Annotated in this window: 21 protein-coding genes and 1 pseudogene; 7 read left to right on the top strand and 15 right to left on the bottom strand. The window is 66.0% G+C overall.

Going from position 1 to position 20,187, the window contains the following annotated elements; genetic code table 11:
• The first annotated feature begins 20 nt into the window (after nucleotides 1-20).
• Nucleotides 21-1,154 (top strand): helix-turn-helix transcriptional regulator, encoded by a 1,134-nt coding sequence (locus AC1DIN_RS12665; protein ID WP_476810068.1) that lies wholly within the window; start codon nucleotides 21-23, stop codon nucleotides 1,152-1,154.
• 4 nt (nucleotides 1,155-1,158) lie between these two features.
• Nucleotides 1,159-2,157, top strand: coding sequence for a M23 family metallopeptidase (locus AC1DIN_RS12660; RefSeq protein ID WP_476810067.1), 999 nt, complete (start codon nucleotides 1,159-1,161; stop codon nucleotides 2,155-2,157).
• Nucleotides 2,158-2,284: 127 nt separating this feature from the next.
• Here AC1DIN_RS12660 and AC1DIN_RS12655 read toward each other — a convergent pair whose 3' ends face one another.
• On the bottom strand, nucleotides 2,285-2,782 hold the full coding sequence (locus tag AC1DIN_RS12655) for a class I SAM-dependent methyltransferase (RefSeq protein ID WP_476810066.1): 498 nt from the start codon (nucleotides 2,780-2,782) through the stop codon (nucleotides 2,285-2,287).
• A gap of 163 nt (nucleotides 2,783-2,945) precedes the next feature.
• On the opposite strand from AC1DIN_RS12655, the gene AC1DIN_RS12650 reads away from it, so the two are divergent.
• Together AC1DIN_RS12650 and AC1DIN_RS12645 are read left to right on the top strand one after the other, a co-directional pair.
• Entirely contained in the window at nucleotides 2,946-3,923 is a 978-nt protein-coding gene (locus tag AC1DIN_RS12650; RefSeq protein ID WP_476810065.1) for a Bug family tripartite tricarboxylate transporter substrate binding protein, read from the top strand.
• A 73-nt stretch (nucleotides 3,924-3,996) separates the two neighbouring features.
• Entirely contained in the window at nucleotides 3,997-4,143 is a 147-nt protein-coding gene (locus tag AC1DIN_RS12645; protein WP_441470431.1) for a hypothetical protein, read from the top strand.
• Nucleotides 4,144-4,164: 21 nt separating this feature from the next.
• Here AC1DIN_RS12645 and AC1DIN_RS12640 read toward each other — a convergent pair whose 3' ends face one another.
• A complete protein-coding gene (locus tag AC1DIN_RS12640) occupies nucleotides 4,165-4,740 on the bottom strand; it encodes a regulatory protein RecX (protein ID WP_476810064.1) in 576 nt (191 codons plus the stop codon).
• A 1-nt stretch (nucleotide 4,741) separates the two neighbouring features.
• Complete coding sequence (gene arfB / locus AC1DIN_RS12635) at nucleotides 4,742-5,161, bottom strand: alternative ribosome rescue aminoacyl-tRNA hydrolase ArfB (RefSeq protein WP_441470429.1); 420 nt, start codon at nucleotides 5,159-5,161, stop codon at nucleotides 4,742-4,744.
• Between the two features lie 98 nt (nucleotides 5,162-5,259).
• Here arfB and mazG point away from each other — a divergent pair, with 98 nt between their 5' ends.
• Entirely contained in the window at nucleotides 5,260-6,096 is an 837-nt protein-coding gene (gene mazG, locus AC1DIN_RS12630) for a nucleoside triphosphate pyrophosphohydrolase (protein ID WP_476810063.1), read from the top strand.
• Nucleotides 6,097-6,209: 113 nt separating this feature from the next.
• On the opposite strand, the gene hflX is transcribed toward mazG, so the two are convergent.
• The 7 genes from hflX to dusB form a co-directional block, all read right to left on the bottom strand.
• The gene (hflX, locus tag AC1DIN_RS12625) at nucleotides 6,210-7,592 is read right to left on the bottom strand and encodes a GTPase HflX (protein ID WP_441470427.1); all 1,383 of its coding nucleotides are present in this window, start codon (nucleotides 7,590-7,592) and stop codon (nucleotides 6,210-6,212) included.
• Between the two features lies 1 nt (nucleotide 7,593).
• Nucleotides 7,594-7,842: an RNA chaperone Hfq gene (gene hfq / locus AC1DIN_RS12620; RefSeq protein ID WP_055726983.1), complete on the bottom strand. Its 249-nt coding sequence runs from the start codon at nucleotides 7,840-7,842 to the stop codon at nucleotides 7,594-7,596.
• Between the two features lie 203 nt (nucleotides 7,843-8,045).
• The gene (ntrX, locus tag AC1DIN_RS12615) at nucleotides 8,046-9,413 is read right to left on the bottom strand and encodes a nitrogen assimilation response regulator NtrX (RefSeq protein WP_476810062.1); all 1,368 of its coding nucleotides are present in this window, start codon (nucleotides 9,411-9,413) and stop codon (nucleotides 8,046-8,048) included.
• On the bottom strand, nucleotides 9,413-11,695 hold the full coding sequence (locus AC1DIN_RS12610; RefSeq protein WP_476810061.1) for a sensor histidine kinase NtrY-like: 2,283 nt from the start codon (nucleotides 11,693-11,695) through the stop codon (nucleotides 9,413-9,415). The genes ntrX and AC1DIN_RS12610 overlap by 1 nt, the downstream gene beginning before the upstream one ends.
• Before the next feature lie 120 nt (nucleotides 11,696-11,815).
• Nucleotides 11,816-13,267 carry a nitrogen regulation protein NR(I) gene (ntrC, locus tag AC1DIN_RS12605; RefSeq protein ID WP_441470424.1) on the bottom strand — a complete coding sequence of 484 codons (1,452 nt, stop codon included), beginning with the start codon at nucleotides 13,265-13,267 and terminating at the stop codon, nucleotides 11,816-11,818.
• An 8-nt stretch (nucleotides 13,268-13,275) separates the two neighbouring features.
• On the bottom strand, nucleotides 13,276-14,415 hold the full coding sequence (locus AC1DIN_RS12600) for a two-component system sensor histidine kinase NtrB (protein WP_476810269.1): 1,140 nt from the start codon (nucleotides 14,413-14,415) through the stop codon (nucleotides 13,276-13,278).
• A 27-nt stretch (nucleotides 14,416-14,442) separates the two neighbouring features.
• Complete coding sequence (gene dusB / locus AC1DIN_RS12595; protein ID WP_476810060.1) at nucleotides 14,443-15,471, bottom strand: tRNA dihydrouridine synthase DusB; 1,029 nt, start codon at nucleotides 15,469-15,471, stop codon at nucleotides 14,443-14,445.
• 108 nt (nucleotides 15,472-15,579) lie between these two features.
• Here dusB and AC1DIN_RS12590 point away from each other — a divergent pair, with 108 nt between their 5' ends.
• The gene (locus AC1DIN_RS12590) at nucleotides 15,580-16,815 is read left to right on the top strand and encodes a bifunctional 2-C-methyl-D-erythritol 4-phosphate cytidylyltransferase/2-C-methyl-D-erythritol 2,4-cyclodiphosphate synthase (protein ID WP_476810059.1); all 1,236 of its coding nucleotides are present in this window, start codon (nucleotides 15,580-15,582) and stop codon (nucleotides 16,813-16,815) included.
• A 4-nt stretch (nucleotides 16,816-16,819) separates the two neighbouring features.
• Nucleotides 16,820-17,308, top strand: a complete 489-nt coding sequence (locus AC1DIN_RS12585; RefSeq protein WP_476810058.1) for a CinA family protein — start codon at nucleotides 16,820-16,822, stop codon at nucleotides 17,306-17,308.
• A gap of 77 nt (nucleotides 17,309-17,385) precedes the next feature.
• Here the strand turns inward: AC1DIN_RS12585 and AC1DIN_RS12580 are convergent, their stop codons facing one another.
• From AC1DIN_RS12580 to AC1DIN_RS12560, 5 genes and pseudogenes are all read right to left on the bottom strand, one after another.
• Complete coding sequence (locus AC1DIN_RS12580) at nucleotides 17,386-17,862, bottom strand: type II toxin-antitoxin system RatA family toxin (RefSeq protein WP_476810057.1); 477 nt, start codon at nucleotides 17,860-17,862, stop codon at nucleotides 17,386-17,388.
• Nucleotides 17,863-17,875: 13 nt separating this feature from the next.
• Nucleotides 17,876-18,883: a lipoyl synthase gene (gene lipA / locus AC1DIN_RS12575; RefSeq protein WP_476810056.1), complete on the bottom strand. Its 1,008-nt coding sequence runs from the start codon at nucleotides 18,881-18,883 to the stop codon at nucleotides 17,876-17,878.
• 101 nt (nucleotides 18,884-18,984) lie between these two features.
• On the bottom strand, nucleotides 18,985-19,263 hold the full coding sequence (locus AC1DIN_RS12570; protein WP_476810055.1) for a GlsB/YeaQ/YmgE family stress response membrane protein: 279 nt from the start codon (nucleotides 19,261-19,263) through the stop codon (nucleotides 18,985-18,987).
• Between the two features lie 68 nt (nucleotides 19,264-19,331).
• Nucleotides 19,332-19,670: a GlsB/YeaQ/YmgE family stress response membrane protein gene (locus AC1DIN_RS12565; protein ID WP_476810054.1), complete on the bottom strand. Its 339-nt coding sequence runs from the start codon at nucleotides 19,668-19,670 to the stop codon at nucleotides 19,332-19,334.
• 217 nt (nucleotides 19,671-19,887) lie between these two features.
• Nucleotides 19,888-20,187: pseudogene (locus AC1DIN_RS12560) on the bottom strand (dihydrolipoyl dehydrogenase); the annotation flags it as partial.

Raw genomic sequence — 20,187 nt, 5'->3', positions numbered from 1 at the left:
ATGCGACTGAGGAGGCCTCGATGTTGCGGGACGATTCCACCACGCCGGCGCAGCCGGGCAGAGCCGCGACGCTTCTCGCTCTGGAAGCTTTCGGACGGGCGATGCTCGGACTGCTCGAATGCAAGCGATGCTTTGTCCTGACGCTTTCCCGGCCGAGCGGCTTCGCCGTCGCGGCGGTTCGTGTCGGCTTTGACGGCGATGTGCAGCCATCGGCAGATGTGATTACGCGCCTGGTGTGCAGGCCGGATTGGCAGGGCAGCGGTCTGTTCGCCGTCGATTCGACCGATGCGCTGGTCACGGAACTGCTCGGCAAGGAGCCGGACGAGGCCGAGCACGCGCTGGCAGGGTGCCTGCCCGCCAGCGACGGGAATGATCTGGTTTTCCTGGCGGGCTGGCGGCCGCATTCTCTCTCGGCCACGGAGATGGTCTGCGTATCCCGCGCCGCAAGCGTGATCTGGGCGACGACCCAGGGCTTCACGCAGCGGCGACACGAAAACCTGAGCCTGGACACCCTCCTGCAGGAATTGGCCTTTCCGGCATTCGCCGTGGACCATCAACTGCGCGTCCTCGAAACCAACGATGCCGGCCGGCAGATGCTTCTGGCGAAGAACCCGGTTCGTCTCGATCATGGCGCCCTCGCCGGCCCGAACTCGCTCGTCAATAACCTCTTGCGCCACGCGTTGCGCGATACGATGGCATCCCGCTCAGGGCGGGGCTGGACGAACACGATCATTCCCCTGTCGACCGACCACCGCGCCTTTGCGTTCGCATGGATCGGCGCTGCCCCCACCGAGCGGCATATGGACCGGCTGCTCGTCGTCATCCCGCAGATCGACCCGGCGGCGGGGGCCAAGCGGATAGCGACGGCCTTCGGCCTGCCCTGGGCCGAGGAAAGAATCGTGACGCGCATCCTGGGTGGCGAGCCGCCATGGAAGATCGGCCAGACCCTGGAGCTGACCGAAGCGACAGTCAGGACCTATATCAAACGCATCATGCTCAAGCTCGGAATCAATCGGCAGATCGAGTTTTTCCTGCTCTATATTCTGACATTGTCGCCCTTCGCCGAAGGGTGCCGGGATCAACTGTTCCCGGACGAAATACATCTTCCCAATTCATGTATTAAGCCGGACCGGTTTCGGCACGAGGAGGCTTGATTTCATGATCGGCGGCTGTTGCCTTCGCGTAGCCAAAGCCGTCGTCCTTCTCGTTTTCCCGACAGTCGTTCTTGCCGAGGAGGTGCCGGTTTTCGCCTTGCCGGTCGCCTGCGAGCTCGGACGCAGCTGCTTCATTCAGAACTACGTCGACACCAATCCCACACCCTCAGCCCGCGACTATCAATGCGGCACCCTCTCCTATGACGGCCATAACGGGACGGATTTCCGCCTGCCGAACATGGCCGCGCAGCGAGCAGGGGTCGAAGTGCTGGCCGCTGCCCCCGGCCGGGTCGTCCGCCGGCGCGACGGCATGGCCGACGTGTCCGTCCGCGCCAACGGCGCAGCGTCGGTGAAGGGGTCCGAATGCGGCAACGCCGTCGTGATTGAGCATTCCGCCGGCTGGCAGACGCAGTATTGCCACATGGCTCGCGGCAGCCTGCGTGTCGAGGTCGGCGACCGGGTCGAAGCGCGTCAGGCGATCGGTCGGGTCGGCCTGTCCGGCCTGACCGAATATCCGCATCTTCATTTCATCGTCCGTCATCGCGGCGAGATCGCAGATCCTTTCGCTCACGAGGCATCGCCGAACTCATGCGGAGGCGGTCGCATGCTTTGGGACCCCGCACTGGTTCCCCTGCTCGCCTACAGGCCGCGGTGGGTCTTGAATGCGGGCTTTGCCGCCGCCTCCGTGACAATGGAGACGCTGGAGGCGGGAGACGCCGAACAGCCGCCCGGCATCACGGCCCCTGCGCTCGTCGCCTATGCCCGTGGGATCGGCCTCAAGGTCGGCGATGTCCAGGCCATGGTCGTCAGCAGTCCGTCTGGTCAGGTGCTTGCCAAGCATGAAGCCCAGCCGCTTGAGCGAAATCAGGCGCAAACCTTGATCTTTGCCGGTCTCCGGAAGCCCGCAGCCGGATGGGATAGAGGCACTTATCGCGCCAACTATACGGTGTTCCACGATAAAAATGTGGTTCTCGAACGCAGTTTCGAGATCGATCTTCAATAGAGCCGGACGTACCGGCAGGTCGACAATTCAGACGACGTCATTGGCCATCTGCGGCCGTCGGGCCGAAAGCCGCGATTGCTCCGCAGATCTGCCGGCTGACGTCTTCGGCACCCCTTCCGCCGTCGACTTAGCCGGTGCCGTGGCGCCGATACGCGAAGTAGCGCTCTTCGGGTATGTCGATGGGAAGCGGCACCGCCTCGAACGCCGGATCGTCGAGCGGCCAGCCGCTGACGATCAGCGCGCCGGGGCGCGCGAGCGCCGCCACTTGTTCCGGCAGCCATGCAAAGGCCACCCGGTCGCGCGTGGGCACACCCGTCGTGACATCGACATGGATCAAACTCGCCGCGGCGCCATGCCGGGCCGCGAAGGCCGGCAGCGTCTGTTCCATCTCGCCGATGATGAGGAGGTGTTGCGGCGGCATCGATCGCGGATTGGGGCTGGGCGAGCGCTCGAATACATGGATCGCGCGACCCGGCAACCTCTCGCGCAAATGGTCGTATGTTCGGCCATTGCCGAGGCCCAGCTCCAGGATCAAGCCCTCCTTGTCCGCGACGAAATCAGCTGCCCAGTTCAGCACACTGCGCTGAGCCTCCAGGCGGCGAATGAAACTGTCGAGCCGGCTCATGGTGCCTCGCCTGCCAATGCCCAAAGTCGAGATCGCGCGACCGGTACACCCCTCGGCCCCGCGCTTGCCAAACGGATTGGCCCGATGGCCTAATCCCCAGGACAGTCCGCATCGTCGGATACATAGCGAAGGCCAGCAAGAGCCTTGTCCAGGGAGAGAGCCGATGATCACGAAGCGATATTTCATCGCGGCGACCGCTGCCGCATCCGTTCTGGCCTTGCATGCTCCTGCATGGGCGGAAGCCTGGCCCGTGCGGCCGATCACCTTCATCGTGCCTTTCCCTGCCGGCGGCGGTACCGACGCTTTTGCACGGCCGCTTGCAGCGCAACTCGACCAGCAACTGGGCCAGCGCATCATCATCGAGAATCGCGGCGGCGCTGGCGGGACGGTCGGGGCCTCCGCTGCGTCAAAGGCAAAGCCCGACGGATACAGCTTCTTCGTCGGGGCGGCGCATCACGCCATCGCGCCAGCGCTCTATCCGAAGCTCGACTACAGCATCGAGACCGATTTCATGCCGATCGCGGTCATCGCCCAGCCGCCACAGGTCATCGTCGTCCATCCCGACAAGGTTCAGGCCAAGACCGTGGCCGAGCTGATCGACTTCGCGAAGAAGAACCCGGAAAAGCTGAACTACGCCTCGGCCGGAAACGGCACGACGCATCATCTCGCCGGCGAACTGTTCCAGCTGTCGACGGGAACAAAGCTGACCCATGTGCCCTATCGCGGCGCAGGGCCGGCCTTGCAGGATACCGTCGCCGGGCAGGTCGATATCCTGTTCGACGGGCTCGGTTCCTCGGCAGCCCAGATTCAGAGCGGCGCCTTGCGGGCGCTGGCCGTCGCCGCGCCCAGGCGTTCGGAGGCCGTGCCAGATGTTCCGACCGCCAGAGAGGCCGGGCTCGACGGCTATGAGGTCTCGACCTGGTATGCGCTCTGGGCTCCCAGGGGAACGCCACCTGAGATCGTCGCGCGGATGCGGACGGAGGTCGAGAAAGCGCTGAAGTCGCCGGCCATCGATGCGGCCTGGAAGAAGAACGGCTCGCCGATCCCGAGCCTGAGCGGCGAAGCCTTCGGTCGCTTCGTCACAGCCGAGGTCGAGCGCTGGGGCAAGGTCGTCAAGGAGGCGCAGGTCAAACTGGAGTGAGGCCGGCAGCTTGCTGCCACCCTTCCCTTGTCACGTCGGCCTGAACGATGGGCCCGATGGAGAGGAATGGAGCATGATGAGACTGGCCGTCATTGGCTTGGCGATCGCGTTGGCCGCTTTTGCCGCGCTACTGGCGGTAGGTCTCTTTACCGATTTCGCGACCGTGCCCTGTCAGGATGGGGTGTGGGATGCGACCAAGCAACGTTGCATTCCGACCTGATTGGATGCGCTTGGCGTTCCATCAGATCGGCGTGCCGCAGTTCGCATCCTCGTCTCCTGAACCGTCGATGACGACACGGGCAACCGTGATCGCGAAGCCAGCTCGCGCCATCGCTGCGAGGTCCTTCTGACGGCTCGCGGCCCGGTCACCGCGCGACCACGGACCGAGCCTTTTGCGCCGCGCGGCTTTCCGGGCGGCGGCCAACTCCTCGTCTTCGTCGACGCTGCTGACCCGTTCCGCGAGCTCGCGGCCCACACCCTTCGCGGCGAGCGTGGCGGCGACGGCGCGCGCCGAACGGCCCCTGCGACGGAGCGTTGCAGCCCTCGCTTCGGCGAAACGCTGGTCGTCAACCAGCCCGGAGGCAATACAGCGCGAGACGACATCATCGAGCGCGGCGCCGTGAAGCGCCGGGTCCTCACCATGATGGCGGCAGCTCAGAACGATCTTGCGCGCCAGCACCCGGCGCAACTGCGCGGCCGGCGCGGAATAACGTTCGAGATAGTGCATCGCCGCGCGCTGGAGATAATCCGACGTAATTCGCCGTGGTGCCCGGGCGGGGCGCGCGCCCTGCCCTCGCCCCTCGTCCTGCTCTGCCATGCTAGTCGGATCCCGGCTTCTGCCGTCCGGCCTTGACGCCCGAGCGCTTCTCCTTGGAAGCGAGCCTGCGTTCCTTAGATGCCTTGGTCGGCTTCGTCGCACGCCTGATCTGAGGGCGCACGGCGGCGGCGCGGATCAATTCAAGCAGACGCTCCACCGCCTCCTCGCGGTTGCGCTTCTGGCTGCGATGCGTCTGCGCGACGATGACGATGACGCCGTCCTGCGTCAGCTTGCTGCCGGCGAGCTTCATCAGCCGGATCGCGACATCATTCGGCAGTGATGGTGAATGGCGCGCATCAAAGCGGATCTGAACCGCGCTCGAGACCTTGTTGACGTGCTGGCCGCCCGGGCCCGACGCACGCACAAAGCTTTCCTCGATCTCGCTCTCGTCGATCGCGATGGACGGGGTGGCTTGAATCATGGGAGGAGGATTATCAAAGTTTTGCGCATTGCCTCAGCGAAAAACCGGTTTCCCATTGTCGCGCAATGCCCTGCCCGAATCCACGGAGACATGCAGCGTTGAAGCCTTCTCGTGAGATCGACGGCCTGATCGCGATCATGGCCGCGCTGCGCACGCCGGGGACCGGCTGCCCCTGGGACCTGGAGCAGGACTTCGCGTCGATCGCTCCCTACACCGTCGAGGAGGCCTATGAGGTTGCCGATGCGATCGCGCGCGGCGACAAGCTCGACCTCAGGGACGAGCTGGGCGACCTGCTCCTGCAGGTGGTCTTTCATTCCCGTATGGCCGAGGAGGAAGGGTCCTTCGCCTTCCCCGATGTGGTGGAAGCGATCACCAGCAAGCTGATCCGCCGGCATCCGCATGTCTTCGGCGATGCGCGCGATCTCTCGCCGGCGGAGGTGAAGGTGCTCTGGCACCGGATCAAGGCGGAGGAGAAGGCCGCCAAGGCGGCGGCGCGCGAAGCAGCCGGCCTGCCGCCGCTGCAGGAGGACAGAAGTGTCCTCGCCGGCGTGCCGCACACCCTGCCCGCCCTCACCCGCGCCTGGAAGCTGCAGGCCCGCGCCTCGACCGTCGGCTTCGACTGGAACAATGCCCGGCTCGTGCTCGACAAGATCCGCGAGGAGACCCAGGAAATCGACGAAGCGCTGGCCAGCGGCGACAAGGCGGCGATCCAGGAGGAGATCGGCGATCTGCTCTTCGTCGTCGCCAATCTCGCCCGCCATGTCGACGCCGACCCCGAAGGTTGCCTCAACGCTGCCAATGCGAAGTTCGAACGCCGCTTCAAGGGCATCGAGGAGAAGCTCGAAACCCAGGGGCGCAGCGCCAAGGATGCGACGCTCGACGAGCTGGAAGCCCTCTGGCAGCGTGTGAAGCAGGATGAGAAGGCAGGCGGCTAGCCGGAACAGCCGTCATTGTCGGGCTCGATCCGACCATCTCGGAAACCAGCGCCTCTCGTCATGAGTTTCTCGGGCCTGCGTTTCGCTCCGCCCGAGAACGAAGCCTGTCGGCCTTACTGCCGAACAGCCTCGGGAAAGCGAGCGGTGAAGGCTCCTTCCCGCTCCGGCGGCAGCCGGACGATGAGCTTCAGCCCGCCATCCTCGGCGTCTTCACGCTCCAGGATTTCGCCGTTGGCGTGCAGCCAGGCCAGCGACTTGCCATCGCCGGGCGCGAGCTCGAGCGCGTAGACCGGGCGGCTCAAGGCGATCCGGGTCTCGATGGCGCGGGTCAGGCGATCGATCCCCTCGCCGGTCAGCGCCGAAACGAGGACCGGGCGCGTCTCCGCCGGCCGCAGCGAGGCAACGCCGAGCTGCCGCTCGCGCTCGGCGGGATCGAGCAGATCGGCCTTGTTCCAGACCTCGATGACGCGCTGGCCGTCATCCGGGTTGATGCCGAGGTCGCGCAGGATCGCCTGCACATCTGCGGCCTGCGCCTGCGTGTCCTCGTGCGAGACGTCGCGGACATGCAGCAGCACATCGGCCTCGATCGCATCCTCCAGCGTGGCGCGGAACGCGGCGATGAGCTGCGTCGGCAGGTCGGAGATGAAGCCGACGGTGTCGGAGAGCATGATTCGTGCGCCATGCGGCAGCTTGATCGCCCGAGCCGTCGGATCGAGCGTGGCGAAGAGCATGTCCTGCGCCAGCACCTCGGCCGACGTCAGCCGGTTGAACAGCGTCGATTTTCCGGCATTGGTGTAACCGACCAGCGCAACGATCGGATAAGGCACGCGTTTCCGGCTTGCGCGGTGCAGGGAACGGGTCCGCTTCACGCTCTCCAGATCGCGCTCGATCTTGGTCATGCGCTCCTGGATGATGCGCCGGTCGGCCTCGATCTGCGTCTCGCCGGGGCCGCCGAGGAAGCCGAATCCGCCGCGCTGGCGCTCGAGGTGGGTCCAGGACCGCACCAGCCGGCTCTTCTGGTAGTTGAGATGCGCGAGCTCGACCTGGAGCGCGCCCTCCTTGGTCCGTGCCCGCCGGCCGAAGATCTCGAGGATCAGGCCCGTGCGGTCGATGACCTTGCAGCCGAAGGCCTTTTCGAGGTTGCGCTGCTGAACCGGCGACAGCGCGCAGTCCATCACGACGAGGCCGATTTCCTCGATCTTGATGCGCTCGGCGAGCTCGTCAACCTTGCCCTTGCCTAGATAGGTCGCGGGGCGCAACGCTGTGAGCAGCACCTGGACCGGCTCCACGACCGTCAGGTCGATCGCGGCCGCAAGGCCTACGGCCTCGTCGAGGCGCGCTGCGAAGGAGCGCTGGTTGGCGTCGGCTGCGACGCCGCGCTTCTGCAGATAGGGCCCCACGACAAAGGCGCGCGTATTCGCCGCGATGTCGCGTTCGATCTCGTCGAGCGGCTTCACGGCCGCCCGCTCCTTGTCGCTGTCGCGGCTTGCCGCCAAGTCAGTTCTTGTCCGTGTCCTCGGGCTCGAACAGCTGCACCGGATGACCGGGCATGATGGTCGAGATCGCATGTTTGTAGACGAGCTGCGAGTGACCGTCACGGCGCAGCAGCACGCAGAAATTGTCGAACCAGGTGACGACGCCCTGCAGCTTCACGCCGTTGACCAGGAAAATAGTCAGCGGAATCTTCTGCTTGCGAACATGATTGAGGAAGGTGTCCTGAAGGTTCTGTGCCCGCTCTGCGGCCATAGGAAGTCCCTGTTGTTGGGATCGTCGATCGGTTTACGCCCGCGATCCAGTTCGTTCCGTTCAGGCCGGCGGCGCATTCCGCCAGCCTCGGAACACCGACGAGCCATTAGATCGTCGAGTTTGCTTTCAACGCAAGTGCAGCAATACCGCGTTTTTTCGCATGTGCGCTTGCGTTGCGCGCACACATGCCCGCGAATAAAGGCCTAGCCGACGCCGAGCGATTTGAGCTTCCGGTGCAATGCGGAGCGTTCCATGCCGATGAATTCGGCGGTGCGCGAGATGTTGCCCGAGAAGCGCGCAATCTGGGCGATCAAATACTCGCGTTCGAAGATCTCGCGCGCATCGCGCAGCGCCAGGCTCATCAGCCGCTCGCCGCCGGTGCCCGACGGCGTCGTCGGCACCATCGCTCCGACCTCGGCCGGCAGCATCTCGATCGTGACCTCTGCAGTCGGGTCGCCCTTGGTCAGGATCATCAGCCGCTCGACGTTGTTGCGCAGCTCGCGGACATTGCCCGGCCATTCATGCGACTGCAGAACGGCCATCGCATCGGAGCCGATCCGCCGTTTGGGCAGGCCGCTCGCCACCGAGATCTGGTCCATGAAGAACTCGATCAGCTCCGGCACGTCCTCGCGCCGCTCGGAGAGCGCGGGCACGCGGATCGGCACGACGCTGAGGCGGTGATAGAGATCCTCGCGGAAGTGCCCCTCGGCGATCAGCTGCGCAAGATCGCGGCTCGACGAGGAGATGATGCGGACGTCGACATGGACCCGTGTGGCGCCGCCGACGCGCTGGAAATTCTGGTCGACCAGCACGCGCAGGATGCGGTTCTGCGTCTCGCGCGGCATATCGCCGATCTCGTCGATATAGAGCGAGCCGCCATGCGCCTCCTCAAGCGCGCCGATCCGGCGCGAGCGACCGTCGCCGTTTTCGACGCCGAAGAGCTCCTCCTCCATCGTCTCTGGCGTGATCGTCGCCGCATTGATGACGACGAAGGGGCTGTGCGAGCGCGTGGACGCCTCGTGCAGCGTCCGCGCCGCCAGTTCCTTGCCGCAGCCCGGCTCGCCCGTGATGAGGACGCGCGCATTGGTCGGCGCGACCCGCTCGATGGTCTGGCGGAGCTGGTTGACGACGGTCGTGCGGCCGACGATGCGGTTGGCCTGGACCGAGCGGGTCTTGAGCTCCCGTACCTCGCGGCGCAGCCGCGACGCTTCCAGCGCCCGTTCCGCGACAAGGACGAGCCGGTCCGCCTTGAACGGCTTCTCGATGAAGTCGTAGGCCCCGCTTTTGATCGCGGAGACGGCCGTCTCGATATTGCCGTGGCCGGAGATCATCACCACGGCAAGATCCGGATGGCTCTCCTTGATCAGCTCGAGGACCTGCAGGCCGTCGAGGCGGCTGCCCTGAAGCCAGATGTCGAGGAAGACGAGGTTCGGCCGCCGCGCCGCGATCGCGGCCAGCGCCTCGTCGGCCGAGCCCGCCTTGCGGGTCCGGTAGCCTTCGTCCTCGAGAAGGCCGGCGACCAGATCGCGGATATCGACTTCGTCGTCCACCACCAGGATGTCAGCGCTCATCAACCTATCCCATTCTGCGAAACGTGATTGACCGGGCCGGTGCCCGGTTGGGCGGCATCATCGCCGCCATCGGCCTCGGACGGGCCGGCTTCGGGGAACCAGAGGCGGATACGGGCGCCCCTCGCCCCGCTGGAGGCGTCCGGGCGGTCGAGCAGTTCGATGCCGCCGCCATGGTCCTCCAGTATCTTGCCGACGATGGCGAGGCCGAGACCGGTCCCGCCTTCGCGCGTCGTCATATAGGGCTCCAGCAGCTTTTGGCGCTGGTCGGCCGGCAGCCCCTTGCCGTTGTCGATGATCTCGATGACGACGCGCCCGTCGTCACGCCGTTCCACGCGGACATCGATGCGACCCCGGCCGCGCTCGTCGGCCGGGACCGCCTCAATCGCTTCCGTCGCGTTCTTGATGACATTGGTCAGGGCCTGGGAAATCAGGCGGCGGTCGAAACGGGCCAAGACGGCTTCCGCCGGCAGGCTCTCCTCCATTGTCGTCTCCGGATTGCCGACCCGCCAGAGGAAGACGATCTGACGAACCGTCTCGACGATGTCCTCGCGCGCCAGGGACGGCTTCGGCATGCGGGCGAAGGAGGAGAACTCGTCGACCATGCGCCGGATATCCTCGACCTGCCGCACGATCGTGTCGGTGCATTGGTCGAAGACATCCTTGCCTTCGGTGATGACGCGGCCGAAACGGCGCTTGATCCGCTCGGCCGAAAGCTGGATCGGCGTCAGCGGATTCTTGATCTCATGCGCGATGCGTCGCGCGACGTCCGCCCAGGCGGCCGTGCGCTGGGCGGAGACGAGGTCGGTGATGTCGTCGAGCGTCACCACGAGACCGGCGCTGAGCCCCTCGCCTTCGCGTACGGCGCGGATGTTGACCATTCGCTCCTGTCCGGCCCGCGTCAGCGTCGCCTGCCCCGAAATCTGCCGCTGCCTGCCCTGCAGGGCCTCGGCGACCAGGGCCGCGACCTCGGGGGCGATCTCGGCGATCGGCTTGCCCAGCAGGCGACCACCCGTACCGAGGAGCGCTTCGGCCGAGCGATTGATCGTCGTGATATGGCCATCGCCGTCGAGGCTCAGCACGCCGGAAGAGACGCCGGAGAGCACGGTCTCGGTGAAGCGCCGGCGTCTGTCGATGACCTCGCTCGCCGTCACCAGGCTGTCGCGCTGGCGGCGCAGCTCCGCCGTCATCTTGTTGAAGGTCTCACCGAGATGGGCAAGATCGCCCTCCGATCTTCGGATCGGCACCTGGACGTAGAAATTGCCGCTGGAGACCTGGTCGGTCGCGTGAATCATCCGCCTGATCGGAGCGACGAGCCCGTTGGCGAAGCTGAGGCCAAGCCAGATCGCCGAGAGCAGCAGGATCAGCGCTATCAGCCCGTACATCGAAGCGAAGGCGACCTGTACCCCTTTGCGGCGGGCATCGATCGACAGGTATTCGACAGCCGCGCCGCGAGCGACCGCCGGGAACTCGACCGCCAGCGGATCGACCTCCCGCGCGATATGCAGGAAGCTGTTGTCATAGGCCGGCAATTTCATCACCGCGCCGAAGACCCTGCCGGTGCGCGGAATGACGCAGATCGGCTCGGGCGCCGACTGGGCGTCGTCGAAAGCGGCCTGATCGGGCTTGGGGGCGTCCTTGAGCACGTCGATGTTGGCGCGCACCAGGACCTTGTCCGGCGGTTGCATGATCGCAGCGACCGGGACGCCGAGCGCCGTTGCGCGCGAGGTCAGAAAATTCTCGAACCATTTGCGGTCCGCGTCATAGGCGGGCTTGGCGCGCGTCAAATCATCGGCGAGCACACGGATTTCGCGGCCCAGCGAGCGGCATTGGCTGGCGGCATAGGCATCCGCGACCTCGACCGACTTGAAGATCGCATCCCGCATCCGGTCCGAGAACCAGGGCTCCAGGCCACGTTCGATGGTGACGGTTGCGATGATCGCGACGAGCACGGCCGGCAAGGCTGCCACGATGCTGAAAAGGCCGACGATCCGCACATGCAGCCCGGCGGCTGCGGCTCCCGCCTTGCGGGCCCGGATCAGCACGGCTGCCTCGATCGCGACGACGACCAGGAGAGCCAGAATCAGAAGTCCGTTGAGGACGAAGACGCCGATCACGACCTCATGCACCGGGGCGATCGGCGTCGCGCCCGACAGGACGAGGAAGGTGAGCAGCGCCGAGACCAGCGCCAGGAAGACGATGATCCCGCCGATCCAGCCGGAAACGCGGCGGGATTTCTCCTCGCCGCGCGGCATCATTCTGGCTTCAGTTGCGGAAGCGGACACGTGTTCTGACAACTCCGATGCGGCGCCGCCGAAGCATGGCGACACCTACGGACGCGACTGATGCGCCGCCGCAACGGTGTTGTCAAAATATGACATGGACAAGGCGGGCGCTCCGGCGGCTCACCGCGGCGAGCGGACGACCTGCATATCGAGCTCGCGGATCTTCTTGCGCAGGGTGTTGCGGTTGAGGCCGAGCAGTTCGGCAGCCCGGATCTGGTTGCCGCGCGTCGCGGCCAGCGCTGCGGCGATCAGCGGCGGCTCGATCTCGCGCAGGATGCGGTGATAGAGGCCCGGCGGGGGGATGTTCTCGCCGAAACCGCCGAAATACTGGCTGAGATGGCGTTCGACTGAGCCGGACAGGGTCTCGGCGCGTTCCGGGGCGGCCGGGCTGCTCGAATATCCCGCCCCGGCCGCTGCCGGCTGCAGTTCGGCCTCGACGATCGGCGCGGTGATCGTCTCCTGTGGATAAAGCGCAGCCAGGCGGCGGACCAGATTCTCCAGCTCGCGGACGTTGCCGGGCCAGCGGTAGCGACGCATCACGTCCATCGCTTCCGAATCGACCTGCTTGCGCGGCAGTCCCTCCTTCTCGACCAGCGAGAAGAAATGGCGGACGAGATCCGGGATGTCCTCGACGCGTTCGCGCAGAGGCGGCAGCCGGATCGGCACGACGTTCAGCCGGAAGAACAGGTCCTCGCGGAACAGCCCCTGCGCGATCGAGATCCGCAGATCCTTGTTGGTCGCCGCGATGATGCGGACATTGGTCTTGATCGGCGTGCGCCCGCCGACGGTCGTGTACTCGCCTTGCTGGAGCACGCGCAGGAGGCGGGTCTGTGCCTCCATCGGCATGTCGCCGATCTCGTCAAGGAAGAGCGTGCCGCCTTCCGCCTGCTCGAAGCGGCCGGAGGAGCGCGTCAGCGCCCCGGTGAAGGCGCCCTTCTCGTGACCGAACAATTCGGATTCGATCAGGTCCTTCGGGATCGCCGCCATATTGATCGCGACGAAAGGACCGTTCTTGCGCTTGCCGTAGTCGTGCAGCGCCCGCGCCACCAGCTCCTTGCCGGTGCCCGACTCGCCGTTGATCATCACGGTCAGGTCGATCGGCATCAGGCGGGCGAGCGCGCGGTAGACGTCCTGCATCGCGGGCGAGCGGCCGATCAGCGGGATGTCCTCGGGCTCGGCGGCGTGGCTGCGTGCGGTCTCGCCGCGGGGCCGCGACATGGCGCGGCCGACGATGGCGACGAGTTCCTTCAGGTCGAAGGGCTTCGGCAGATATTCATAGGCGCCGCGCTCGGACGCCTTGATTGCCGTCATGAAGGTGTTCTGCGCGCTCATCACGATGATCGGCAGTTCGGGCCGCACGCGCTTGATGCGCGGCAGCAGGTCGAAGGCGTTCCCGTCCGGCATCACGACGTCGGTGATGATCAGATCGCCGAGGCCCTGAGCGGCCCAGGTCCACAATGTCGCGGCCTGGCCGGTGGTGCGGACTTCATAGCCGGCCCTGGCGAGCGCCTGATTGAGGACGGTGCGGATCGCGGCGTCGTCGTCGGCAACGAGGATATGACCGGTCGGCATGTGTTCGATTAGGCCTTGCGTTGACTGCCCTGACCAAGCTGGTGCAGCGGCAGAAGGATCCTGAATTGCGTGCGGCGGGGGACGGACTCGCATTCGACGATTCCGCCATGGTCGCCGATCACCTTGGCGACGAGTGCAAGTCCAAGGCCACTTCCCTGTGCCTTGGTGGTGACGAAGGGATCGAACAGGTGCTGGACGAGGTCGTGCGGCACGCCCGGGCCGTTGTCGCGGATGACGATTTCGAGCGGCAGCGCGATCCTTTCGGACGATCCGGGAACCTGCATGCGGATGCCCGGGCGATAGGCCGTCGACAGCGTGACCTCGCCGTTGATCGCATGTTCGCCAATGGCTTCGGCGGCGTTCTTGACCAGATTCAGCAGGACCTGGACGAGCTGATCGCGATTGCCGGACACAGGCGGCAGGGAGGGATCGTAGACTTCGGAGAAGCGAATGTGGCGGGCGAAACCCGACTGCGCCAGGCGCTTCACATGATCGAGCACGTCATGGACATTGACCGGGTCGCGTTCGCTCGGCCGCTCGTCGCCGAAGAGCTCGACACGCTCGACCAGCTTCACGATGCGATCGGTCTCGTCGCAGATGAGCTGGGTCAGCATTCGATCCGCATCCGAGATCGAGCCTTCGAGCAATTGCGCCGCTCCGCGGATGCCCGAAAGCGGGTTCTTGATCTCATGGGCGAGCATGGCGCCGAGTGCGGTGATTGAACGAGCTGCCCCTCTATGCGTCAATTGCCTGTCCATTTTTTCAGCAATTGTCCGTTCTTGCAGCATCAGGACGACGGCGTCGCCCTGGCTGGGCAACGGAGAGGCAAAAACATCGACGGTACGATCACTGCCGAGGCGCGGCGAGCCAAAGTCGAGACGGTATTCGCTGACGCTCGCGCCACGGCGCTGCACCTCCTCTATCAGTCCAAGGATCGGCGAGCCGAAGGCGACGAGATCGTCGATGCGCTGGCGCTTGAGCACGGCGGCGCTCGACTGGAAAAAATCCTCAGCCGCCGTGTTCGCGTAGATGACCACGTGCCCTTCGCCGATGACCAGGACCGGCATCGGCAGGACATTCAACGTCTGAACCTCGATAGCGTCGAGCAAATAGGTCCGCCCGCTCGCGAGCCCCTTGTCGGCAAACATCGCCGTCATCGGCCCTTCCTTTCCGTCTCAGGCCGCTTCGCGGCTTCGTTCCGTCGAAAACAGCCCCGCAAGCGCCGCCAGGACCTGGCCAGGATCTTCCGAAGTGAGCAGCGTCCGCCGCAGCTCGGGATTCGGCTCACAGCCCTCCGCCACGGCCTCGTCGGCATAGGCGGCGAGGTGCTTGCGGGCGTGGCGCACGCCATGCGCCGTTCCCATCAAGGTCAGCAGCCCTTCATAGTGTTCCTGCGCGACGCCGAGCTTGTCGGCCAAGGTCAGGGGCGCCAGCGTGCGACCGTCGAGTGCGGCCCCGATCTCGCCGACCAGCCAGGGGCGCCCGAGTGCCGCCCGTCCCACCATGACGAAGTCGGCTCCCGACTCGGCGAGACAGGCTTCGGCATCGGCGACATCGTGAATGTCGCCGTTCGCCACCAGCGGAAAATCACCGGCCGCCCGCACGGCGGCGATGGCGCGCCAGTCGGCCTTGCCCTTGTAGAATTGCTGGCGGGTGCGGCCGTGGACGGTGATCATCCGCGCCCCTGCGGCGACGGCGCGGCGCGCGAGCTCGGGGGCGTTGCGGGAGGCGTCGTCCCAGCCCAGCCGCATCTTGACCGTCACGGGCACCGTGGCGGCGGCGACAGCCGCCTCGACCAGCGCCACGGCGTGATCGAGATCGCGCATCAGCGCAGAGCCGGCCCAGCCACCGGTCACCTTCTTCGCCGGGCAGCCCATATTGATGTCGACGATCGCCGCGCCGTTGGCCTCGGCCAGCCTTGCAGCCTCGCCCATCCAATAAGGGTCGCATCCGGCGAGCTGGACGACATGGGGCGAGACACCCTCGCCCTCGGCGCGGATGCGCGCTTCCTCGCTGCCTCGGACAAATTCGTCCGATGCCACCATTTCCGAAACGACGATCCCGGCATGGCGGCGTGCTGCCAGCCGGCGCATGACGATATCGGTCACGCCGGACATCGGCGCCAGAAAGGCGCGGGATTCGATTGATATTCCTGCGATGTTCAAACGGCCCAGCCTGCTTTTGAGGCAACTTTCAGCATGCATATTTATTGGACAATGCTGCAGGAGCGCAAGGGTGTACAGATTTATGTTGCACTGCAGCGACAACAGACCCCCTGCCCTGTGCGGACGGAATTGGCTATGGCATGCCGCATGAACAGCCATCCTGCAGAATCCATCCCCGCTTCCGGCCGCGCCGATAGCCGCATTCCGGTGGCGGCCCTGCTCGTCGCTGCCGGGCGCGGGCTGCGCGCGGGCACAGGCGAGCCGAAGCAGTATCGGCTCGTCGACGGTGTTCCGGTCCTCGCGCGCGCGCTCACCCCGTTTCTGGCCGAACGCGCGATCGGCCGCGTGGTGGTCGTCATCGGTGAGGACGACGAAATCCGCTACGCCAATGCTGTCGCCGGGGTCGACGACAACCGGCTTGCGGCTCCGACGCTGGGCGGTGCGACCCGGCAGGATTCGGTGCGACGCGGATTGCTCGCGCTTGCACGCGAGGGTTTCGACGGTATCGTTTTGGTCCACGACGCCGCCCGCCCCTTCGTCTCGCAGGCGCTGATCGGCGCGGCGATCCGCGCGCTCGGCGAAACCGGTTTGGCGGCCATCCCCGCTCTGCCGGTCACGGACACGGTCAAGCGCATCGACGCCGGCGGCCATGTCGCAGAGACCCCGTCGCGCGACCAGCTCGTCACCGTCCAGACTCCGCAGGCTTTCCGCTTCAGGCCCCTCCTGGCCGCGCATGAGGCAGCCGAAACGGCTTCGCTGCACGGCTTCACCGATGATGCGGCCTTGATGGAGTGGGCCGGCCACCTGGTCGCGACCTTCAAGGGCGAACTCGCCAACATCAAGCTGACCCATGCCGCGGATTTCCGGCGCATGGATGCGCGCGCCGGCCAGACGCTCGTGACGCGGGTCGGCACCGGCTATGACGTCCACGCCTTCGGTCCGGGCGACCATGTCTGGCTCGGTGGCGTCAGGATCGCCCATGACCACGGCGTCGTCGCCCATTCGGATGGCGACGTGGCGCTCCATGCCCTGACGGATGCCCTGCTCGGTGCGCTGGCCGATGGCGATATCGGCACGCATTTCCCGCCGAGCGACCCGCAATGGCGCGGTGCTGCCTCAGCGCAGTTCCTGGCTTTTGCCGCCGAACGGGTGCGCCTGCGCGGCGGGCGCATCGACCATCTCGATCTGACGATCGTCTGCGAGGCACCGAAGGTAGGGCCGCATCGCGAGGCCATCCGCGCTGCGATTGCAGCGGCCGCCGGCATTCCGGTCGAGAAGGTCGCAATCAAGGCGACGACTTCCGAGCGCATGGGCTTCACGGGCCGGCGCGAGGGCCTCGTCGCACTGGGAACGGCGACGATCCGGTTGCCCGAAGCGGAGTAGCGCGATGTTCGATGCCGAAGTCACGACGCTGTCCGAGACCGTATTGGCAATGTGCCGTGAAGCCGGTCTCAGGGTCGCCACCGTCGAATCCTGCACAGGCGGCCTTGTCGCGGGAGCGCTTACGGCGATTGCCGGCTCCTCCGATGTCGTGAACGGCGGTCTGGTGACTTATTCGAACGCAGCCAAGACGGCACTCGCCGATGTGGCGGCTGAACTGCTCGAAGGGCATGGTGCCGTCAGCGAGCCGGTGGCGCGCGCCATGGCCGAAGGCGGCCGCGCCCGGTTGTCCGCCGATCTGGCCGTCGCGATCACCGGGGTCGCAGGTCCGGGCGGAGGAACGGAGCGCAAGCCGGTCGGCCTCGTGCATTTTGCCTGTGCGACGTCCACCGGGACCGTGCACCGCGAAATGCGCTTCGGGAATTTGTCGCGCGACGAGATCCGGCGGCTATCCGTGATCGTTGCGCTCGAACTGCTGCGGGACGCTGCGCGCTGAACTGCCTCAGCGGGAAAGGCGGCGCCATATCGCCGGGAGGCATCAACCGCTGGCCGAGCGTCGGCTGCGCGTTGAGATCAGGTGCCCGTCACTGCCTTTGACGCGGCTCCGCCATAGACCAGATCGGCCCGGCGCGCGAAGGCCTCCGAAAACTTGTGGAAGGCCTTGTCGAACATCGCGCCCATCAGCATGCCGAGCATGCGGCTGGCGAACTCGTAGGTGATGAAGAAGCCGACCTCGCAGCCCGTCTCGAGCGGCTTGAAGGTCCAGCGGTTCTCCAGATGGCGAAACGGACCGTCGACATATTCGACGAGGATCTTGAGGTTCGCCGGATCGAGCGTGACGCGGCTGGTGAAGGTCTCGTGGATGGCCTTGTAGCCGACGGTCATGTCGGCCAGCAGCACCTCGCCGCCGCCTTCGCGCGGCGTGCGCCGGCGTACCGCCAGCCCCTCGCAGAGCGGCAGGAACAGCGGGTACTTCTCGACATCCGCCACAAGCGCAAACATCTGCTCGGGCGAATGCTTCACCCGGCGGGTGCTGTTGAACATCGGCATGGCAGCGCTGCCGTTACTGGCCCAGCCGCGCCGCCCGGTTCGCGCGCAGCCGCGCGAAATCCTCGCCGGCATGGTGCGAGGAGCGGGTCAGCGGCGTCGAGGACACCATCAGGAAGCCCTTGGCATAGGCGATGGTCTCGAAGCTCTTGAACTCGTCGGGCGTGACGAAACGGATCACGGCGTGGTGCTTGCGCGAGGGCGCGAGATACTGGCCGATGGTCATGAAATCGACCTCGGCCGAGCGCAGGTCGTCCATCAACTGCAGCACCTCGTTCCGCTCCTCGCCGAGGCCGACCATGATGCCGGACTTGGTGAAGATCGTGGGGTCGAGCTCCTTCACCCGCTGCAGCAGCCTGAGCGAATGGAAATAGCGCGCGCCCGGCCGCACCTTGAGGTACTTGCCCGGAACGGTTTCGAGGTTGTGGTTGAAGACGTCGGGCCTGGCCGCCACGACGACCTCGAGCGCGCCGGGCTTGCGCAGGAAGTCCGGCGTCAGGATCTCGATGGTCGTGCCCGGCGAGGCCTTGCGGATCGCCTGGACGACATTGGCGAAATGCTCGGCGCCGCCATCCTTGAGATCATCGCGGTCGACCGAGGTGATGACGACATGTTCGAGCCCGAGCTTGGCGACGGCTTCCGCGACCTTCCGTGGCTCCTCGAGGTCGAGAGCCTGCGGCACGCCGGTCTTCACGTTGCAGAAGGCGCAGGCCCGCGTGCAGGTGTCGCCCATGATCATGAAGGTGGCGTGCTTCTTTTCCCAGCACTCGCCGATATTCGGGCAGCCGGCCTCCTCGCAGACCGTGACCAGCTTCTCGGCTTTCACGATCGCCTTGGTCTCGGCCCATTTGGGCGAGCCCGGCGCCTTGACCCGGATCCAGTCCGGCTTGCGCAGGACGGGGTTTTCCGGGCGCTTCTGCTTCTCCGGATGGCGCACCTCGCCCGCAACTGGGGCCGGCTGCGCCTTCGGATTGCCGGCGTTGGGCCGCGGATCGCGGTTCAGCAGGTCGAGAACAAGCGCCATGTCGGGGTCCGGGCTTCAAAAGCAGGAGCCGGCACTGCCGGCTCCTCCCTAGCTAATCCCCAAAGCTCGCTCCCGCAACTGCCGGGCCGCACTGGACGGCCTCAGCTGCGGCTGCGGGCCGCATTCCAGATCGCGATGATGATGACCGCGCCGGCAATGGCTGCGGTCAGCGTGCGCCAGAAGCCGAAGACCGGAATCTGCAGGAGTTCTGCCACCCTCGTTCCCACGAAGGATCCGGCGACGCCGACCAGCATGTTGGTGAAGAGGCCGTGATCGGACGAGGTCAGGCGCTCGGCGATCCAGCCGGCGAGCACGCCGATCAGCAGCGTCATGAAGAAACCGTAGCCCGGCTGGGCCATGGTGGCGGCAAAGCTTTCCATCGAAGAAGTCCCCCTAGCCATGCGCGAATGCGCGTCCGGATAACGATGACGGCGGCCGGCGGTTCCGGTCAGGCAATGAAGCGCGCCAGCAGGATGACGAGGATCGCGCCCAGCACAGCCATGCCGGCATCGTCGAGAAAGCCGTGGCCGGTATTCAGCCGCCAGCCGGTCAGCCGTACGATGCCCTGCCCGACCAGCATGCCGAGCACGCCGACGACGGCATGACGGATCAACCCGCCACCACCAACCACGAGGCTGGCGACGAAGCCCGTGACGGTTCCGAACGCCACGGTCGGCAACACGACGCTCCAGTCAAGCGGCAGCGTCCGGCGCGGCGGCAGAACCTCAACCTCTTCGTCGCGAACGACGCGGTCGGGTTTGGGCGGTTTGCGGGTGCGAGGCGGCATGGCGCCAATATGGAGCGCAGGCAGGCCGACGCCAAGCGCAAGGCGGTTATTCTCGAAACGCGGCCGTCATTCTCGGGCGGCCCAAAGCGACGACCCGAGAATCTCTTGCAGGATGAGGTTCAGGCGTACTCTTGTCACGAGATGCTCGGGTCAAGCCCGAGCATGACGCGCGAGTACCCCAACGATCGCCGCGAGCCCAGCGCCCGAAGGTGAACCCTCAGGCGTTCAGCACCTTGCCGTAGGCGTCGAGCACGCTCTCCTTCATCACCTCCGACAGGGTCGGATGCGGGAAGATGGTGTGCATCAGCTCCTCTTCGGTCGTCTCGAGGTTCATCGCGACGACGAAGCCCTGGATTAGTTCCGTGACTTCCGGGCCGACCAGATGGGCGCCGAGCAGCTTGCCGGTCTTGGCGTCGAAGATCGTCTTGGCGAGGCCGCTGTCCTCGCCGAGCGCGACCGCCTTGCCGTTGGCGACGAAGTTGAAGCGGCCGACCTTGATCTCATGCTTGATCTCATG

The sequence above is a fragment of the Allobosea sp. 05T438 genome, from assembly GCF_056396025.1.
Note: the sequence above shows the minus strand (reverse complement) of the source record. Positions and strands in the feature narration are given on the sequence as shown.

What these genes read in the sequence shown, in the direction of transcription:
- AC1DIN_RS12650 (WP_476810065.1), top strand. Translation starts at nt 2,946, where the DNA reads ATGATCACGAAGCGATATTTCATCGCGGCGACCGCTGCCGCATCCGTT.
- lipA (WP_476810056.1), bottom strand. Translation starts at nt 18,883, where the DNA reads ATGGCGCTTGTTCTCGACCTGCTGAACCGCGATCCGCGGCCCAACGCC.
- ntrX (WP_476810062.1), bottom strand. Translation starts at nt 9,413, where the DNA reads ATGAGCGCTGACATCCTGGTGGTGGACGACGAAGTCGATATCCGCGAT.
- AC1DIN_RS12645 (WP_441470431.1), top strand. Translation starts at nt 3,997, where the DNA reads ATGATGAGACTGGCCGTCATTGGCTTGGCGATCGCGTTGGCCGCTTTT.
- dusB (WP_476810060.1), bottom strand. Translation starts at nt 15,471, where the DNA reads ATGCATGCTGAAAGTTGCCTCAAAAGCAGGCTGGGCCGTTTGAACATC.
- hfq (WP_055726983.1), bottom strand. Translation starts at nt 7,842, where the DNA reads ATGGCCGCAGAGCGGGCACAGAACCTTCAGGACACCTTCCTCAATCAT.
- AC1DIN_RS12565 (WP_476810054.1), bottom strand. Translation starts at nt 19,670, where the DNA reads ATGCCGCCTCGCACCCGCAAACCGCCCAAACCCGACCGCGTCGTTCGC.
- AC1DIN_RS12665 (WP_476810068.1), top strand. Translation starts at nt 21, where the DNA reads ATGTTGCGGGACGATTCCACCACGCCGGCGCAGCCGGGCAGAGCCGCG.
- ntrC (WP_441470424.1), bottom strand. Translation starts at nt 13,267, where the DNA reads ATGCCGACCGGTCATATCCTCGTTGCCGACGACGACGCCGCGATCCGC.
- AC1DIN_RS12600 (WP_476810269.1), bottom strand. Translation starts at nt 14,415, where the DNA reads ATGTTTGCCGACAAGGGGCTCGCGAGCGGGCGGACCTATTTGCTCGAC.
- arfB (WP_441470429.1), bottom strand. Translation starts at nt 5,161, where the DNA reads ATGATTCAAGCCACCCCGTCCATCGCGATCGACGAGAGCGAGATCGAG.
- AC1DIN_RS12655 (WP_476810066.1), bottom strand. Translation starts at nt 2,782, where the DNA reads ATGAGCCGGCTCGACAGTTTCATTCGCCGCCTGGAGGCTCAGCGCAGT.
- AC1DIN_RS12585 (WP_476810058.1), top strand. Translation starts at nt 16,820, where the DNA reads ATGTTCGATGCCGAAGTCACGACGCTGTCCGAGACCGTATTGGCAATG.
- AC1DIN_RS12640 (WP_476810064.1), bottom strand. Translation starts at nt 4,740, where the DNA reads ATGGCAGAGCAGGACGAGGGGCGAGGGCAGGGCGCGCGCCCCGCCCGG.
- AC1DIN_RS12590 (WP_476810059.1), top strand. Translation starts at nt 15,580, where the DNA reads ATGAACAGCCATCCTGCAGAATCCATCCCCGCTTCCGGCCGCGCCGAT.
- AC1DIN_RS12660 (WP_476810067.1), top strand. Translation starts at nt 1,159, where the DNA reads ATGATCGGCGGCTGTTGCCTTCGCGTAGCCAAAGCCGTCGTCCTTCTC.
- AC1DIN_RS12570 (WP_476810055.1), bottom strand. Translation starts at nt 19,263, where the DNA reads ATGGAAAGCTTTGCCGCCACCATGGCCCAGCCGGGCTACGGTTTCTTC.
- AC1DIN_RS12580 (WP_476810057.1), bottom strand. Translation starts at nt 17,862, where the DNA reads ATGCCGATGTTCAACAGCACCCGCCGGGTGAAGCATTCGCCCGAGCAG.